This is a genomic window from Paenibacillus profundus (assembly GCF_021369635.1).
Classification (GTDB): Bacteria; Bacillota; Bacilli; order Paenibacillales; family Paenibacillaceae; genus Paenibacillus_B; species Paenibacillus_B profundus.
The window spans coordinates 32,202-48,769 of the sequence record NZ_JAJNBZ010000003.1 but is presented as its reverse complement, the minus strand read 5'-3'; the positions used below and the strand labels follow the sequence as shown (position 1 = coordinate 48,769).

Annotated in this window: 13 protein-coding genes and 2 riboswitches; of the genes, 11 read left to right on the top strand and 2 right to left on the bottom strand. The window is 55.1% G+C overall.

Annotated features, from left to right (window positions below; translation table 11 throughout):
• The first annotated feature begins 41 nt into the window (after positions 1–41).
• From cbiB to LQV63_RS05440, 11 genes are all read left to right on the top strand, one after another.
• Positions 42–1,007 carry an adenosylcobinamide-phosphate synthase CbiB gene (gene cbiB, locus LQV63_RS05490; RefSeq protein ID WP_233695958.1) on the top strand — a complete coding sequence of 322 codons (966 nt, stop codon included), beginning with the start codon at positions 42–44 and terminating at the stop codon, positions 1,005–1,007.
• Between the two features lie 117 nt (positions 1,008–1,124).
• Complete coding sequence (locus LQV63_RS05485) at positions 1,125–1,895, top strand: histidine phosphatase family protein (protein WP_233695957.1); 771 nt, start codon at positions 1,125–1,127, stop codon at positions 1,893–1,895.
• 181 nt (positions 1,896–2,076) lie between these two features.
• Positions 2,077–2,287: riboswitch (cobalamin riboswitch) on the top strand.
• A 313-nt stretch (positions 2,288–2,600) separates the two neighbouring features.
• Complete coding sequence (locus tag LQV63_RS05480; RefSeq protein ID WP_233695956.1) at positions 2,601–3,617, top strand: ABC transporter substrate-binding protein; 1,017 nt, start codon at positions 2,601–2,603, stop codon at positions 3,615–3,617.
• Positions 3,618–3,634: 17 nt separating this feature from the next.
• Positions 3,635–4,678 (top strand): FecCD family ABC transporter permease, encoded by a 1,044-nt coding sequence (locus LQV63_RS05475; RefSeq protein ID WP_233695955.1) that lies wholly within the window; start codon positions 3,635–3,637, stop codon positions 4,676–4,678.
• Positions 4,675–5,505 (top strand): ABC transporter ATP-binding protein, encoded by an 831-nt coding sequence (locus LQV63_RS05470; RefSeq protein ID WP_233695954.1) that lies wholly within the window; start codon positions 4,675–4,677, stop codon positions 5,503–5,505. Before LQV63_RS05475 ends, LQV63_RS05470 begins: the two co-directional genes overlap by 4 nt.
• 44 nt (positions 5,506–5,549) lie before the next feature.
• On the top strand, positions 5,550–6,614 hold the full coding sequence (gene cobT, locus LQV63_RS05465) for a nicotinate-nucleotide--dimethylbenzimidazole phosphoribosyltransferase (protein WP_233695953.1): 1,065 nt from the start codon (positions 5,550–5,552) through the stop codon (positions 6,612–6,614).
• Positions 6,611–7,177 (top strand): bifunctional adenosylcobinamide kinase/adenosylcobinamide-phosphate guanylyltransferase, encoded by a 567-nt coding sequence (gene cobU / locus LQV63_RS05460; RefSeq protein ID WP_233695952.1) that lies wholly within the window; start codon positions 6,611–6,613, stop codon positions 7,175–7,177. Before cobT ends, cobU begins: the two co-directional genes overlap by 4 nt.
• Positions 7,174–8,016 (top strand): adenosylcobinamide-GDP ribazoletransferase, encoded by an 843-nt coding sequence (cobS, locus tag LQV63_RS05455; protein ID WP_233695951.1) that lies wholly within the window; start codon positions 7,174–7,176, stop codon positions 8,014–8,016. Before cobU ends, cobS begins: the two co-directional genes overlap by 4 nt.
• A gap of 7 nt (positions 8,017–8,023) precedes the next feature.
• A complete protein-coding gene (locus LQV63_RS05450) occupies positions 8,024–9,643 on the top strand; it encodes a cobyric acid synthase (protein WP_233695950.1) in 1,620 nt (539 codons plus the stop codon).
• 1,094 nt (positions 9,644–10,737) lie between these two features.
• Positions 10,738–11,253 carry a DUF2179 domain-containing protein gene (locus tag LQV63_RS05445; protein ID WP_019423053.1) on the top strand — a complete coding sequence of 172 codons (516 nt, stop codon included), beginning with the start codon at positions 10,738–10,740 and terminating at the stop codon, positions 11,251–11,253.
• 650 nt (positions 11,254–11,903) lie between these two features.
• Positions 11,904–12,006: riboswitch (purine riboswitch) on the top strand.
• Between the two features lie 265 nt (positions 12,007–12,271).
• Positions 12,272–13,567 carry an NCS2 family permease gene (locus LQV63_RS05440; RefSeq protein ID WP_233695949.1) on the top strand — a complete coding sequence of 432 codons (1,296 nt, stop codon included), beginning with the start codon at positions 12,272–12,274 and terminating at the stop codon, positions 13,565–13,567.
• Between the two features lie 87 nt (positions 13,568–13,654).
• Here the strand turns inward: LQV63_RS05440 and aceA are convergent, their stop codons facing one another.
• Positions 13,655–14,938, bottom strand: coding sequence for an isocitrate lyase (gene aceA, locus LQV63_RS05435; protein ID WP_036705000.1), 1,284 nt, complete (start codon positions 14,936–14,938; stop codon positions 13,655–13,657).
• Between the two features lie 19 nt (positions 14,939–14,957).
• Complete coding sequence (gene aceB / locus LQV63_RS05430; RefSeq protein WP_325175855.1) at positions 14,958–16,565, bottom strand: malate synthase A; 1,608 nt, start codon at positions 16,563–16,565, stop codon at positions 14,958–14,960.
• Positions 16,566–16,568 lie beyond the last annotated feature (3 nt).

Sequence of the window (16,568 nt, the reverse complement as noted above, 5' to 3'; positions counted from 1 at the left end):
GAGCAAATGACTGCGGGTGCAACAATTAAGGTGGGGAAGTAATGATAGCGGCGTTCATCATCACAGCAGCATATATATGGGACAGGATTATAGGTGATCCTCGTTGGATTCCCCATCCCGTCATTATGATAGGAAGGGCGATCACGGCGCTGGAGCATGCTATCCGCAAGGCGGCATCATCGGAAGCGGCGCTTAAGCCGCTCGGCATCCTGCTCCCGGTCATTGTCGTTGGAGGCTCTTATGCTTTGACATGGGCGCTGCTATGGGGACTCCATGAAATTCATTTCTCTCTCGCATGGGCGGCCGAAGCGATTCTTATCGGCACGACGATTGCGACCAAAGGACTGAAGGATGCGGGGATGGCGGTGTATAAGCGGTTAGCCGCACGGGACATCGACGGTGCGCGGCGTGAAGTCGGCATGATTGTCGGACGTGATACGGATGAACTCGACGAGCCTGAAGTCGTGCGCGCTACGGTTGAAACCGTAGCCGAGAATATTGTGGATGCCGTCATATCCCCGTTATGTTACGCGCTTATCGGTGGGGCGCCGTTAGCTATGGCGTACCGGGCGGTAAATACGCTCGATTCGATGGTCGGTTATAAAAATGAGAAGTACGGCAACTTAGGCTGGGCCTCCGCGCGGCTGGATGACATTGCGAATTGGATTCCGGCCCGCTTGACGGCAGTTCTCATGGCGATATGCGCCTGGATGAAGGGATATGACGGGACGCGGGCTTGGCAGACAGCCAAGCGTGACGCGCCGAGGCACCCGAGCCCGAACAGCGGCTGGCCGGAGGCGGCTGCAGCCGGGGCGCTTGGTGTCCGGCTCGGTGGATATAATGTGTATAAGGGCGTACGATCGTTGCGTGCTTATATGGGAGACGAGGTCCAGCCTTTGCAAGCACAGCATATTCCGGCTGCCTGCAGTCTGCTGACAGGCAGTACACTGGGCTTCACAGTCATCGCTGCCGTGCTGCTATATGCGCGCGGGGGATGGCTCCTGTAGATGAATGGCGGATGAAGGAGTAAGAATGAAATGAGACTGACACGACAATATAAAGCTCCCCGTCAGAAGAGGCGCCGATCAGGAGCAAGCCCATCTGGAATGGTAACAAGAGGTGCGATGTCCAAACGGAATGTACGCAGAAAAAAGGGCGTACGAGATACCATCGTGCGATTCGCGATCGTGCGGCACGGATTGACGCAGGCGAATGTAGAACGGCGTTATATTAGTTATACGGATGATTCCATCCTGCCACAGGCTTCAGAGGAGCTGAGGCCTTTGCGCCGGGCATTGGCGCACCCTGCTCCGATCCTCTACACAAGCGATATGCGCCGCTGCCGCGAAACGATCGCGTACTTGCGGCCTCGCGACAGCCGAGAAGCATCTGTTGATACACGGCTGCGCGAGTACGACTTCGGCATGTGGGAAGGCTTGACCTATAACGATCTGAAGGAAGAGCCCCAATATCGAAAGTGGCTGGATGATATGTCGTCCGTGCAGCCGCCGCGGGGAGAACCGTGGCAGTCATTCTGCACGCGTACGGCACATGTATGGTGGGAGATACTGAGAAATGCGCGGGCGCAAATCCGCACCGTGCCGGAACAGTCAGGTGTGGCTCGCACCCGGAATCGTCCACTGCGAACGAGCAGGAACCGAAAAGCTCGGATTCGGACTGACCGCTTCGTGCAAGGTGCGTCTGGCCGAATGGCGCGCCCGGACGTGCTCGTGGTGACCCACGGCGGCATTGTACGGAGACTGCACACGCTCGCATTCCCGCGCAAATCGTTCTGGGAGGCGGCTGCGCCGATTGGCGGCGGTGTTATGATTACGGCGAAGCGTTGCGCGCGCAAATGGGTGTTCCTGCGCGCTGAGCGTTTTCCCTCTCTATAGTGGGGGCAGCCGGGGCGCGAGATGGCCGGATTGTTGATTTGTATCGGGAGACAGGTTGCCCTTGTGAGCAACCTTATTGCAAGAACGGAGCTTTTCCCCTATAATCTATTATCAAGTTCAATGCTTGAACGGACAAATGAATAGTGCAATTTCTTCAGGCCCTTGCGTGTACGGATACGATTGATCCGATCTAATATATGATCCATGCCCAAGGTTAATAGGGAAGCCGGTGAAATTCCGGCGCGGTCCCGCCACTGTGAATGGAGTGTTGCGCTCATGAAGCCACTGTCGATGCGGCGCCGGATGTACAGATGTTCGGATGCGGCGACGGGAAGGCGAGCGGCAACGTGCAGCTCCTAAGTCAGGAGACCTGCCTGAAGATAGACGAGCAATATCCTTCGCGGAAGGGACCACGTCTACAAAGTATGGCATGAGGCAATGCAAGACGCTGTCGATACCGCTGTTGCGGCAAGCATGGCGCTGGCTATGCCGTGTCGTACCTTATAGGCTAAGTGAGACGAAGTCCCCCGATCCGTAGGATCGGGGGTTTTTTAACACTGTGTTCTTTGACAACCTATTGTATATAGATGAAGGGATATGCTCGTCACCTGACCATTATTGCGCACTGCGTTTACCGCGTTTGCTCCAGTTCACAGAAGACGATTCACACTCAAGGAATATATTAAGCAAGGGAGAGGAACATGTATGCACAAATGGCTGAATAAAACATTGGCAGCCGTATTGGCAGTTATTTTGGCAGTAAGCTTGACGGCTTGCGGCGCGAGCACAGGGGAAGTGAAGCCTTCCGACAACACGGCGGCGCAGCAGGAGAACACAAATAAAGAAGCTTCCAATACAGAGCAACCGAAGCAGGATGACGCTGCGAAGACGACATATCCGCTTACCGTGAAAGACGTCACTGGTGAAGAGTTCACCTTCGACAAAGCGCCGGAGCGCATCATCTCGGTATCGCCGGCAGAGACAGAGTCGTTGTTTGCTCTTGGCTTGGATGAACAAATCGTCGGGGTATCCGACTATGACGACTATCCAGAAGTAGCCGCCTCGAAGGCGAAGATGGGCGGTATCGTAAAACCGAATGAAGAGGCGATTATTGCAGCGAAGCCAGATATTGTCTTCACCGGCATCTCCATGAAAGAGCCAGTCGTGAACAAATTCCGCGAGCTAGGCATTAAAATTTTCAAAGTGGAACCGAAGACATATGATGACGTTATTAAAAACATAGAACTGTACGGTCAAATTACGGATCGTCAAAAAGAAGCGCAAGCAGTCGTTGAGCAAATGAAGAAAGCGCGCGAAGAAGTACAAACTGCTGTGCAAAGCGTTACCGACAAGAAAAAAGTGTACATTGAGTTCTCCCCAGGTTGGACAGTAGGCAGCGGTGAGTTCATGAATGAGATGATCGAGCTTGCCGGCGCTACGAACGTAGCAGCGGATGCGGAAGGCTGGGTGCAAATCAACGAGGAGAACATCATCAAGTCGAATCCTGACGTCATTTTGTACACCCAAGGGGTTGTCGACCAGGATACGAACAAGTCATTGGAAGAAATCATCCGCGGACGTAGCGGGTGGAATAACATTAACGCGATTAAAAACAACCAAGTTATCGCTGTGGATCAAAATTTGCTCAGCCGTCCGGGACCTCGTGTGGCGGAGGGGCTCAAAGCCGTTGCAAAAGCGATTTACCCTGACTTGGTGAAATAACCGATGCGGAGAAATAGATGAAAAAGATTGTATGGTATGGAGGAGCGAGCTTTGCGCTTCTCCTCTTGTCCGTTGTGGGATGCTTGGCTGTAGGCTCGGTGCAGATGCCTTTAGGTGAAATGACACGCATCTTGCTCCATCATATACCGGGCTTGGACTCTATATTTCCGGTGACCTGGGATGACGCCTCTGCGCAAATTATGATGAAGGTGCGCTTTCCACGCGTCGTGCTTGCGATGTTGGTCGGAGCAGCGCTCGGTGTGGCAGGCACCGCGTTTCAAGGCGTGCTGCGCAATCCGTTGGCTGACCCGTACACTCTGGGCGTATCGTCCGGCGCGTCCGTCGGCGCGGCCCTTCTTATATACTTCGGGCTCCAATACGCGCTGCTCGGAGAGTGGACCATTCCGGTCGTCGCTTTCGCAACAGGGACGTTGACGCTTATTATCGTCATGAGACTTGCCAATGACGGCGGGAAAATCCCGATTGAAACGCTTATTTTGTCAGGGGTCGTTATGCAAGCCTTTCTTGGCGCGATCGTCTCCTTCTTAGTCGCGATGACGAAGCAAACGATTAACGAAATATTGTTCTGGGTCATGGGCAGCTTGGCGCTGCGCGGATGGTCCTATACGGTTGTGCTGGGCCCTTACTTGGCTATCGGCATCATTATTCTCATTTCCTATGCAAGACCGCTTAATCTGCTCGCATTGGGCGAGCGGCAGGCCTCTCATCTCGGGCTTCATGTGGAGCGCACGAAGTGGGTAGTGCTGCTTACCGCCACATTAATTACGGCGGCGGCGGTGTCCGTATCTGGCGTCATCGGCTTTGTCGGCTTGGTCGTTCCGCACATATTGCGTTTAATCGTCGGTCCGGATTACCGCTATTTGATTCCGCTCTCAGCGGTGGGCGGCGCAATCTATGTGATGTGGGCGGATACGATTGCAAGAACGGCGTTTGCACCGACGGAAATTCCTCTCGGCGTGGTGACTGCATTTATCGGCGCGCCCTTCTTTGCTTACCTGCTCATTCGGAACAAGCGTACGAAACGGGGGAAATGGTCATGAGACATATGCTGGCACAGCAGGAGGCGCAATCAGCGGAACCAATCATTCACGCGGAGCGGCTGTGCAAACGTTATGGCGACAAAACGGTGCTCGACAACGTATCGCTTTCCGTGCAGCCCGGAGAATGGGTCGGCATCATCGGACCGAACGGAAGCGGGAAATCGACGCTCTTGTCGCTCGTATCGGGGGCGGATACCGTGTCTGCCGGACGTGTCCGCATTCAGGGTCGGGCGCTTGCCTCTTATAAGCGCAAGGCGTTATCGCAGTTGATGGCGGTGCTGCAGCAGGAGGCGCTGCCTCCGCTTAACTTCACCGTGCGCGAAATTGTTGAGATGGGACGATTCCCATATCAATCGTGGCTCGGTTCGGAAGGCGAAGACAGCGGTCCGTTCATTGACGGCATTATGGATCGGCTGCAGTTGACTCCACTCGCGGATCGTCCGCTTGACCGATTAAGCGGAGGACAGCGACAGCGGGCTGCGCTGGCGAAGCTGATGGCCCAGTCGCCGAGCATCGTGCTGCTGGATGAGCCGACCACCTACCTCGACATCCATTATCAAGTCCAATTCATGGATGTCGTGCGCGATTGGCAGCAAGATTGCGGCCTGACGGTCGTGTCGGTGCTGCATGACTTGAACTTGGCCTCCCTCTATTGCGACCGCCTCATCGTGCTGCACGAGGGCAAGCTGATCGCGGAGGGAAGTCCGGATGAACTGATGTCTGCGGAGCTGCTGGAACGTATCTTCGCGACGCGGACGACGATCGTGCCGCATCCGGAGATCGGCCGGCCGCAGGTGCTCATTTGCCCTCAGCACGGCAATGCGTAGACGAATTTGTAAACCAAAATTATTGACAACGGAGATGAACAGGGATGACAGAACAACTTCAACGACTTATTGACAGAATTCAGCCTGTAGACGAGCAAGCGATGCAGGCAGCGCTTCAGCATCAGAACCAATTGACGAAGCCCCCAGGAAGCTTGGGCCTGCTTGAGCACCTTGCGGTTCAGTTGGCGGGAATTACAGGCGAAGCGAAGCCGCTGTTAGAGAAGAAGGCAGTCATTGTCATGGCAGGTGATCACGGAGTCTGTGAAGAAGGAGTCAGCGCATTCCCGGCCGAGGTAACGCCGCAGATGGTTCATAACTTCCTGCGTGGCGGAGCGGCGGTTAACGTGCTGGCACGCGAAGCCGGGGCCGACGTCATCTGTGTCGATGTGGGCGTCAATGCCGACTTGGCCGACCCGAACCTGCAGTCGCGCAAGGTGAGAAGAGGGACAGCCAACATGGCCAAGGGGCCTGCGATGACGCGTGCGGAGGCGGAAGCCGCCATTCAGGCTGGTGTGGATACGGTGCAGGAATGTGTTCAATCCGGATACCGTCTCTTCTCGACAGGCGAGATGGGAATCGGCAATACGACGGCCAGCGCCGCCATTCTGTGCGCGTTTACCGGCTTGCCAGCGGCTGACGCGGTCGGACGCGGAACAGGCATCGGCGATGCCCAATGGGAACATAAGTGCAGTGTCGTCCGCCGCGCGCTCGAAGTGAATCAACCGAATGCGGAAGATGCGCTCGATGTGCTGGCGAAGGTCGGCGGCTTGGAGATTGCCGGCTTGGTCGGCGTCATTCTCGGTGCGGCGGCGAATCGTACGCCGGTCGTCATCGACGGCTTCATATCCAGCGCTGCCGCCTTGACGGCCGTCCGCTTGGCTCCTGACGTGAAGCCGTATTTGATAGGATCACACTTGTCGGAGGAACGGGGGCATGCGGCGCTGCTGGCGGAATTGGAATTGCGGCCGTGCCTGCATCTAAATATGCGACTGGGCGAAGGGACAGGCGGAGTGCTCATGTTCCAGCTCATCGATGCTTCCTTGCGCATTATGCGCGAGATGGCCACCTTTGCCGAAGCAGGCGTATCCGGTAAGGACGACGGCCAATGAACCGCATCATCCTTGTAACTGGCGGCGCGCGCAGCGGGAAGAGCACGTTCGCGGAGCGGCTGCTCCAGAAGCTGGCCCCGCAAGGGGGCGCTTATGTCGCGACGGCGGAAGCGCATGATGATGAGATGCGGGAGCGGATCCGGCTGCATCAAGCGGAGCGAGAAGCTTCCGGCTATGCGTGGCTCACCGCCAATTGTCCGCTGCAACTGCCGGAATGGGTGAAAGAAGCGGATGAATCGGCGGTGCTCATCGATTGCCTGACGCTGTGGCTTTCGAACGAGTTGCTGCATGCAGAGCAGGAACTGGGGGAAGGCCCGGAGATGGAGCAAAGACTGTATGCGCGTATCGATGATATGCTGGACGCGTTGACGGCGGCGCAAGGCACCATCGTGATGGTGACGAATGAAGTCGGCAGCGGTGTCGTGCCCGCTTACAAGCTTGGGCGCATCTTTCGCGATGCAGCAGGCCGGCTGAATCAACGTATTGCGGCACGGGCAGATGAAGTGTATCTCGTCACGGCGGGCATACCGATCGAAATAAAGAGCAGGATGGTTCAGCTATGAAGCAATGGCTACAGGCATTTATTGCGGCAATTCAGTTTCTGACCAGAATTCCGGTTCCTGTGAATGTTCCTTTTACGAACGAGGTGCTCAAGCGAAGCACCTTGTTCTACCCCTGGGCAGGATGTATCGTAGGCGTTCTGATATGGGGAGCGGGACTCGGCTTGCAGCTTGTGCTGCCCGCAGGGCCGGCTGCGGTATTGACGCTGGCGCTGGCTGTTGCCCTAACCGGCGGACTGCACATGGACGGGCTGATGGATACGGCGGATGGCGTCTTGAGCCATCGTTCCCGCGAGCGAATGCTGGAAATTATGAAGGACAGCCGTGTCGGAGCGATGGGAGTCATCGCCTGCATCCTCGTGCTGTTGCTCAAGTGGTCTCTTATCGCAAGTCTAATGACGGCCGGGGCGTGGCAGCTGTGGCTTGTCGTCCCTTTTATCTGGTCTAGAGCGGCAATGGTATGGGGCATGACGAACGAGCCGTATGCGCGTGCGGAATCAGGGCTGGGCAGTTATTTTCAAGGATTGCACCGGGGGCATTTGCTTGGCGCAGTCTTTTCCGCACTTATGCTTAGTCTGGCGACCGTATATATTATGGTGTCGGTGCCACTTGAAATGGCCGGATGGTCTGCTTCCTTCGCAGCGCTAGCTGCATATGCGATTCACCCGTGGTGGCTTCTGCTTGGCGCTCCTGTGCTGGGGATGGGTGCCGTATGGGGATGCTCGCGTTATTTGTCCAAGAAGCTCGGAGGCTTGACGGGCGATACCTATGGAGCAATGAACGAACTGACGGAAACAATCTTGCTGCTGCTGCTCGTGCTGATGACCGGATGGAGAGGGTGAACGGTTGATGAATGTGGATAAAGTAAAGAACGCTTCTGTACGTGTTCCGTTATGTGAGGAAGGCGGCAGCAAAGGTCGAGCGATTATGCTGCAGGGAACGGCATCCGATGTAGGCAAGAGCGTCGTCACTACCGCATTATGCCGTATCTTCAAGCAGGACGGCTACGATGTCGCTCCGTTCAAATCGCAAAATATGGCGTTGAACTCATATGTTACGCCGGATGGCAAGGAGATTGGCCGGGCGCAAGGCGTGCAGGCGGAAGCTTGCGGCATTATGGCGACGACGGATATGAACCCGGTGCTGATTAAGCCGATGAAGGACATGCAGTCTCAAGTCGTCGTGCATGGCAAGCCTTACATGAACCTAAGCGCAAGCGATTACCGCACCCGCTTCTTGCCTGAAGCGAAGCGAACTGTGGTGGATGCGGTGAACCGGCTGCGCGCTGCGTACGATATCATCGTGATGGAAGGGGCCGGCAGTCCGGCTGAAATCAATCTTAAGCAGAACGATATCGTCAACATGAACATGGCGGCGTGGGCGGAAGCGCCGGTGCTGCTTGTCGCGGACATCGACCGCGGCGGCGTATTCGCTTCCATCGTCGGCACGCTGGAGCTGCTGGAGCCGCATGAACGGGAGCGGGTGCAGGGCTTCATCATCAACAAGTTCCGGGGGGATGTCACACTGCTGCAGCCGGGACTCGATTGGCTCGAGGAGCGGACCGGGATTCCGGTGCTCGGCGTGCTGCCCTATGCGGATGATCTGGACATCGAAGCGGAAGATTCCGTTGCGCTTGAGCAGTGGAAGGGGAAGGTGCTGCCGGAGAACGACTTGGATATTGCCGTCGTAGCCTTGCCCCGTATATCCAATTTCACAGATATTGACCCGCTGGCGGCGGAACGAGACGTGCGCATCCGCTATATTCGCCGCCCTCAAGAGCTCGGTGCGCCGGATGCAATCATCATTCCGGGGACCAAGAGCACGATGGCGGATCTGCAATGGCTTAACGAGAACGGACTTGCTGAAGCGGTTATGTACTATGCGAAGGATGGCGTCGTGGTCGGCATTTGTGGAGGCTATCAGATGTTAGGCGAGCGCCTTCTGGATCCATATGGGGCAGAGGCGGAAGCGGGCACTGTCATGGACGGCTTGGCGCTGCTGCCGATGGAGACGGAGTTCGCAACCGATAAACGGACGGAACGGGTGCAAGGCACAGTGTCTGCGTCCATGCTGCGCGACACTCCGCTTTATCGCTGCCGCATGGAAGGCTATGAGATCCATATGGGACGCTCGGTCCAGACGAAGTCCGATATCGCAGCCGAACCGCTCTTGAAGCTGCAGGCGAACGGTGAAGACGGGGCGGTCCTTGACGGCTACGATAGCTATGACGGCATGCTCCATGCGAACGGACGCATCATGGGCACGTATATGCACGGTTTATTCCATAATGACGGGTTCCGCAGAGGCTGGTTGAATGGTCTGCGCCAGGCCAAGGGGCTCGCTCCTCTCCCGAGCGATTTGAATTTCGGCGCTCAACGGGAGGCTGCCTTTGATCGCTTGGCGGATGCGGTTCGCGAGCATCTGGACATGGACCGGATATATCGCATTCTGCGCGAGTGCGGACGCTGATAGGTGAACGGAATGCTGCAAGCATCGCAGCCGCTGATATGAAATAGAGTTAGTTACATAGGGGACGGACATAATTGTCATGTCTTCGTATGGAGGATTATGTTATTGGCAGTCTCGAACTAGCGTCATTAGTTCCGGGCTGCTTTTTCCTTAGCCTCACCGTGCCTTTTTGTTTACTCTTCCCAAGACTCAGCACGGAAGAGTCGACCCAAACGTCCCTTTGCCCACTCTCCCCAAGATTCAGATTGAGCAAGCCAAGTGTCGTTGAATTTCCCCTTTGCTCACTCTCCCCATTATTCAGATGTTTCAAGGAACAGCTTTAGCTGCTAAGGACCATGGTTTATTGAATGAGAACGGACGTATTCTTGTTCTTATTGGAGCGGGTCCACGAGGTTTCTTGCGGCGTTAAAGAAGGGATTGATCCCGGCAGTGAAGAGCGACTGGACGTTACCAACTAGTTGATCGATAGGATACACGTTATTCTGAATCAAGGGGTGAGTGGGAAAAAGGACTTCTTGCAGCCCTTTTTTAGAGGAGAGAGCAGTCCCATACGATTGTTGGAGCAAGCTAAGAGTTGAGAGTCGCATGCAAATGGCCTGGGCAGTCTGGATATGCTCTTCTTTGCGAGAGCGAGGATTTTGACAACATATATGATAATGATTATCATTTCTAGCAAACAGGTGAAGCTCGTCAAAAACAGAATTGGAATGCGAAGTGGTTGCCTTGGTGACGGCTGCCGTATCATCAGACGCCAGAAATATGCTGGCATAGTGGGGCGGATATTTAGCTTCATCGCATCGAAAAGAGAGGGCATTGGGTGCTGGACTACTTGCGCACATGGGAGGATTATGCCGTTAGGCTGTCCAAGCAGACGCAGCATTCTAGCGGACAGGGCTGCCCGTTCAGTTGGCAGCGTTCGATCGGCGCTAATTTGGCTTGTGTTGCAGCTGTAAAGGGATTACAATCAAGGGAGTCTGGCAAATGTGCTAGGGCTCTTCTTTTTTTGCCATCGTTTCTGGGATGGGGAAGAGGGGTAATGAGCTTCATATAACAAACGCTTTGCAGCTGCTTCGGCGGAAGGAAAGGAACGCGCTATGTTTACGATTTTACTCGCAATTTTCACCATCCAAATCGTCTACGTTTCATTTTTCACTTTGCGGATGATTCTCACTTTAAAGGGGCAGCGGTATTTGGCCGCAGCGCTCAGTACGGTCGAGATTATCATCTACGTGCTCGGCTTGAATATGGTGTTGAAATATTTGGATGAACCGATTAGCCTCATCGTCTATGCGGCCGGCTACGGTATCGGGGTGTTGGTCGGATCGTGGATTGAGGACAAAATCGCCCTTGGGTATGTCGTTCTCAAGGTCATTGTGAACAATCCGGAAAGCGATCTTCCGAACCATCTGCGCGACCATGGATACGGCGTGACGACATGGATCGGCAGCGGGCGGGACGGACACCGTCTTATGCTGGAGGTGCTCTCCCGGCGGAAGAACCGGAATAAGCTGTATGCCTCGATATTGGATATCGAACCGAAAGCTTTTATCGTAACATCAGAGCCGAGCCATCTGCACGGTGGATTCTGGACAAAGGTGACGCGGCGTTAATGCTGCAGCCTTTGTCTTTTTTTATACAGACGTGACTATATGCAGCCAAGTTCCTACCAGCACAACCAATCTCACTATCCATCTAGGTAAGCACACCTATCTCATCACCAACCTATTCCTCACCATCATCTAATGGATCAACGCATCTCAGCATCATCTATTAGATCAACCCATCACAGTATCATCATCCATTGGAAATAGTACAGTAGTTTTACTGGTATGAGTCCGAATGACGTCTATTGATTGGAAAACATCCAGTCAAATGGACTTTTTCTTGCTTCAAAGCTAACTATCGGGTAAATCCACTGCATAGAATCCAACCAAACGTCGATTAACGTCCTTTGACATCAATTTGGTTGGAAAATTTCCAATGGATACGCTTCGAGGAATCGAAAGTGAAATGGAAGGTACGAATGGTCTTACGACTGGTGGGGAGCATCTAAAGTGACAAGGAATGTGCAATGAGCAACGTCAGGCGGGACGCATCCAATGGACTTGATAAGCTCGATAATATCCAAATTGTCTAATGGCCAATAGGCACGATTCCATTAACTGCGTTGTGGATTGTATTCATAAGAACAACGTCGAAAAGGCTATAACAGATATCCTTGACTCGACTTTCGATCGCTGATAAAGTTGGAGAGTTGGTTTTCACATATACATATTGCCCTTGTATAGGTTCGTGAATAAGGCGCGGACGTTTCTACAAAGCTACCCGTAAAGAGCTTGGCTACAAGGAGAGCGTGTTGGAGGATAAATGAGCTTGGCGATTTGCCTTCAACGGGACGAGTTCATGCGTGGCACGAAGCGCAGCGGACCCCGGATATCTCCAGTTGATGTACAGTACAAGCTTTGGACTTTGCGGACAGCAAGGCGCCAGAGCTTTTTTTTGACCCATTAAGAAGTTCTCTGAAGCGCTAAAGTGAAAACGAAACCATCCCTTATGGCGATAAAAACGGCAAACACCAATTCTGCTCTAAATAAAATAACGTGCAAGCAATCATCAGGAGGCGCATCCATGAAATCTTTTTTTCAATTTGCGGAGCGGGGAACGACCTATCGCAAAGAAATTATTGCGGGTTTGACGACCTTTCTCTCCATGGCCTACATACTGGTCGTCAATCCCATCATTTTAAGTGAAGCCGGCATGGACCGCGGCGCCGTATTTACCGCGACGACGCTGACGGCGATTATCGGAACGCTGCTCATGGGGGTGCTGTCCAATTACCCGATTGGCGTCGCCTCGAGCATGGGTCTCAACTCCTTCTTTACGTACTCGGTCGTCATCGGCATGGGCATATCGTGGCAGACGGCGTTGACCGGCGTATTCGTATCGAGCATTTTATTTATTATTTTGAGTCTGATTAAAGTTCGTGAGAAGATTATTGCCATCATTCCAGAAGACTTGAAATTCGCGATTGCGAGCGGAATTGGCTTCTTTGTTGCTTTTATGGGCTTGAAGAATGCGGGCATTATTGTCAAGAGCGACGCCACGTTCGTCACGCTCGGCGATTTTCGTTCCGGGCCGACGCTTCTGGCAGCATTTGGCTTCATTGTGACAGTCATTCTGCTCGTGCGCAATGTGCGTGGGGCCATCTTCTATGGCATGATTATATCGACGGTTGTCGGCATGATTTCGGGATTGGTTCCATTGCCGACAAGCATCTTGGGCACGATTCCGAGTCTGTCGCCTACGTTCGGCGCTGCGTTCATGCATCTGGATAAAATGTTTACCCCGGAATTGCTGGCGGTGGTGTTTACTTTCTTATTCGTCGGATTTTTCGATACAGCAGGCACGCTCATTGCAATTGCAAGCCAAGCAGGCTTGATGAAGGACAACCAGATTCCGAATGCGGGCCGGGCGCTCTTGGCTGACTCTTCCGCCTCTTTCGTCGGTTCCGTCCTTGGTACGACGACGACGGCATCGTTTATTGAATCGTCGGCAGGTATTGCCGCAGGCGGGCGGACAGGCTTCACTTCCGTTGTCATATCTTTGTTATTTGCATTGGCGTTGTTCTTCTCGCCGCTTCTGTCTGTCGTGACGACCGAAGTCACAGCTCCTGCCCTCATTGTAGTCGGCGCGATGATGTCTTCGCAGGTGCGTTTCGTCAAATGGGAGAAGCTTGAGGTAGCCATCCCGGCCTTCATTACGATCGTAGCCATGCCGTTCACTTATGGAGTCGCGACTGGTATTGCGCTCGGCTTCATTTTGTATACGGTCATTAAAATGGCAAAAGGCGAGTTCCGCGAAGTACATCCGATTATGTACGTATTGACCGTGCTGTTCATTGCCTACATTGGATATATCGCTTGATTGGTTCTCGCAAGACAATGACCGCCCTTCGTCAGAGGGGCGGTCGTTGTGTTTACGCTTGCTTGGACAGCAACCGAATCGGCATCCTTACGTGAACTGCTCCGCCTCCGTCGACTGCGCATAGGCCGTCGTGGACGAGGTGCCGCCCGAGATGGCCTGGGTCACTTCGTCGAAGTAGCCCGTGCCGACCTCGCGCTGATGCTTCACCGCTTCGTAGCCGAGCGGTTCCAAGGCGAATTCGGCCTGCTGCAGCTCCGAGTAAGCGGCCATGCCGCGCTCCTTGTAGCCCCGCGCCAGCTCGAACATGCTGTAATTGAGCGCATGGAAGCCGGCCAGCGTCACGAACTGGAACTTGTAGCCCATCCGTCCAAGTTCGTGTTGGAAGCTGGCGATCGCCTTGTCGTCCAGCTTCTTCTTCCAGTTGAAGGACGGCGAGCAATTGTAAGCCAGCAGCTTGCCGGGATACTTGGCATGAATCGCTTCGGCGAAGCGCCGAGCTTCATCCATGTCCGGCTCGGATGTCTCGCACCAGACGAGGTCCGCATAAGGCGCATAGGCAAGTCCGCGCGCGATCGCCTGATCAAGTCCAGCGCGAGTATAATAGAAGCCTTCTGGAGAACGCTGCCCCGTCAGGAACGGGCGGTCGTATGGATCGGCGTCGCTTGTAATCAACTGGGCGGCGTTGGCGTCGGTGCGGGCGATGATAAGCGTGCCGGTGCCCATGACGTCGGCGGCCAAGCGGGCGGCAATCAAGTGGCGGACGGCCTGCTGCGTCGGCAGGAGCACTTTGCCGCCGAGGTGTCCGCACTTTTTCTCCGAAGACAATTGGTCTTCGAAATGGACGCCTGCTGCGCCCGCTTCAATCATTGCCTTCATCAGCTCGAATACGTTCAGCGTCCCGCCGAAGCCTGCCTCGGCATCGGCCACGATCGGGGCGAAGAAGTAGGTGCCGCCCTTCCCCTCCGCGTGCTGAATCTGATCGGCCCGCTGCAGGGCCTGATTAATCCGCTTCACGACCTGCGGTACACTGTTCGCCGGATACAGGCTCTGGTCGGGATACATGTGTCCCGACAGGTTCGCATCCGCGGCCACCTGCCAGCCGCTCAAGTAAATGGCCTGCAGCCCGGCCTTAACTTGCTGTACGGCTTGGTTGCCCGTCAAGGCGCCGAGCGCGTGCACGTAATCTTCGGTATGCAGCAGCTCCCACAGCCGTTCCGCCCCCATCTGCGCCAGCGTATGCGTCACCTGCACAGAGCCGCGCAGCCGAATGACTTCTTCCGCCGAATAAGAGCGGGTAATGCCTTTCCAGCGCTCACTTTTCCATCTTGTCTCCAATTGTTGAATCGCATGTCTCTCCGTCACAGCAGCCATCTCCTCACATTCAATGATTTCATCCCAACAATTCATAGCCCGTCACCGTCAAAAACTCGCTGCACGACTCTTCGCTCACCAAATCCGTAAACAACCGCTTTGCTTCCGCAAACCTGCGGCTTGTGAATGCTTCCTTGCCGAGCTGAGCTTCAATCGCGGTCAATTCTTCCTCCGTCAGCTTCAGGACAAGCTCGAGCGTAATGTCGGTGCCGTCCGCCAGACGTCCTTCCGGATGGCGAATCCATTGCCATACCTGCGTTCGGGAGATTTCGGCTGTGGCCGCGTCCTCCATCAAGTTGAAGATTGGCACGGCGCCGTAACCCCGCAGCCACGCTTCGATATATTGCAGGCCGACGCTGATGTTCGTCCGCAGTCCCTGTTCGGTTATCGTCCCCTCCGGGATGGCCAGCAGGTCCTCCGTCGTCGCATGCACGTCTTCGCGCTTGTTATCCAATTGATTCGGACCCTCCATCCGCTCGTCGAACACTTCCATCGCAATCGGCACGAGCCCCGGGTGGGCCACCCATGTGCCGTCGTGGCCGTCGTTCGCTTCACGCAGCTTGTCGGCGCGCACCTGCTCCATCGCCTTCGCATTGGCGGGCACATCGTGCCGGATCGGAATCTGGGCCGCCATGCCGCCCATGGCATGGGCGGCGCGCTTGTGGCACGTACGGATGACGTGCTGCGTATACGCCCGCATGAACGGCACCGTCATCGTCACTTGGGACCGATCGGGGAGCAGCGCGTGCCGATGGCGGTTCAGCCGCTTGATGAAGCTGAAGATGTAGTCCCACCGGCCACAGTTCAAGCCGGCGCTGTGCTCCCGCAGCTCGTATAGAATTTCGTCGGCTTCAAAGGTGGCGAGTATCGTCTCAATGAGAACCGTCGCTTTGATCGTCCCTTGTGGGATGCCCAGCTCTTGTTGGGCGAACACGAACACGTCGTTCCACAGCCGTGCTTCAAGGTGAGATTCCAGCTTCGGTAGGTAGAAATAAGGGCCGGAACCATTCTGGATGAGGGCTTGCGCGTTATGGTAGAAGTAAAGGCCGAAGTCGACGAGGCTGCCGGAGACGTTCTCTCCGCCGATGCGGATGTGCTTCTCCTCTAGGTGCCATCCGCGAGGCCGGATAAGCAGGTACGCCGTCCGTTCGTTCAGGCGGTATGATTTGCCCTCTGGGCTCGTGTAAGAGATGGTGCGCTGGATAGCGTCGCGCATGTTCATCTGTCCGCGGATGGTGTTCTCCCACGTCGGGGAGTTGGCATCTTCGAAGTCAGCCATGAAGCCCTTGGCGCCGGAGTTAAGCGCATTGATGACCATCTTCGCGTCTCCAGAAGGACCGGTAATCTCCACCCGCCGATCCTGCAGGTCGGCAGGCACGGGCGCGACCGTCCAGTCACTGTCCCGGATCTGCGTCGTCTCCGGCAAAAAATCGGGCAGTTCGCCTGCATCCAGCCGGCGCTGCCGTTCGGCGCGGGCGGTGAGCAGAGCGCGTCTGCGCGGATTGAATTGCTCGTGCAGCTTCTCGAGGAAAGCGAGTGCTTCCGGCGTCAAAATATCCGCGAACGATTCCGGCATAGGACCAAGTACGGCAATTTCCTTGCAATTGTGTGAGGACGTTCTTGTCATGAT

Coding starts and splice junctions, on each gene's coding strand:
- cbiB (WP_233695958.1), top strand. CDS start 42: ATGATAGCGGCGTTCATCATCACAGCAGCATATATATGGGACAGGATT.
- LQV63_RS05485 (WP_233695957.1), top strand. CDS start 1,125: ATGTCCAAACGGAATGTACGCAGAAAAAAGGGCGTACGAGATACCATC.
- LQV63_RS05480 (WP_233695956.1), top strand. CDS start 2,601: ATGCACAAATGGCTGAATAAAACATTGGCAGCCGTATTGGCAGTTATT.
- LQV63_RS05475 (WP_233695955.1), top strand. CDS start 3,635: ATGAAAAAGATTGTATGGTATGGAGGAGCGAGCTTTGCGCTTCTCCTC.
- LQV63_RS05470 (WP_233695954.1), top strand. CDS start 4,675: ATGAGACATATGCTGGCACAGCAGGAGGCGCAATCAGCGGAACCAATC.
- cobT (WP_233695953.1), top strand. CDS start 5,550: ATGACAGAACAACTTCAACGACTTATTGACAGAATTCAGCCTGTAGAC.
- cobU (WP_233695952.1), top strand. CDS start 6,611: ATGAACCGCATCATCCTTGTAACTGGCGGCGCGCGCAGCGGGAAGAGC.
- cobS (WP_233695951.1), top strand. CDS start 7,174: ATGAAGCAATGGCTACAGGCATTTATTGCGGCAATTCAGTTTCTGACC.
- LQV63_RS05450 (WP_233695950.1), top strand. CDS start 8,024: ATGAATGTGGATAAAGTAAAGAACGCTTCTGTACGTGTTCCGTTATGT.
- LQV63_RS05445 (WP_019423053.1), top strand. CDS start 10,738: ATGTTTACGATTTTACTCGCAATTTTCACCATCCAAATCGTCTACGTT.
- LQV63_RS05440 (WP_233695949.1), top strand. CDS start 12,272: ATGAAATCTTTTTTTCAATTTGCGGAGCGGGGAACGACCTATCGCAAA.
- aceA (WP_036705000.1), bottom strand. CDS start 14,938: ATGGCTGCTGTGACGGAGAGACATGCGATTCAACAATTGGAGACAAGA.
- aceB (WP_325175855.1), bottom strand. CDS start 16,565: ATGACAAGAACGTCCTCACACAATTGCAAGGAAATTGCCGTACTTGGT.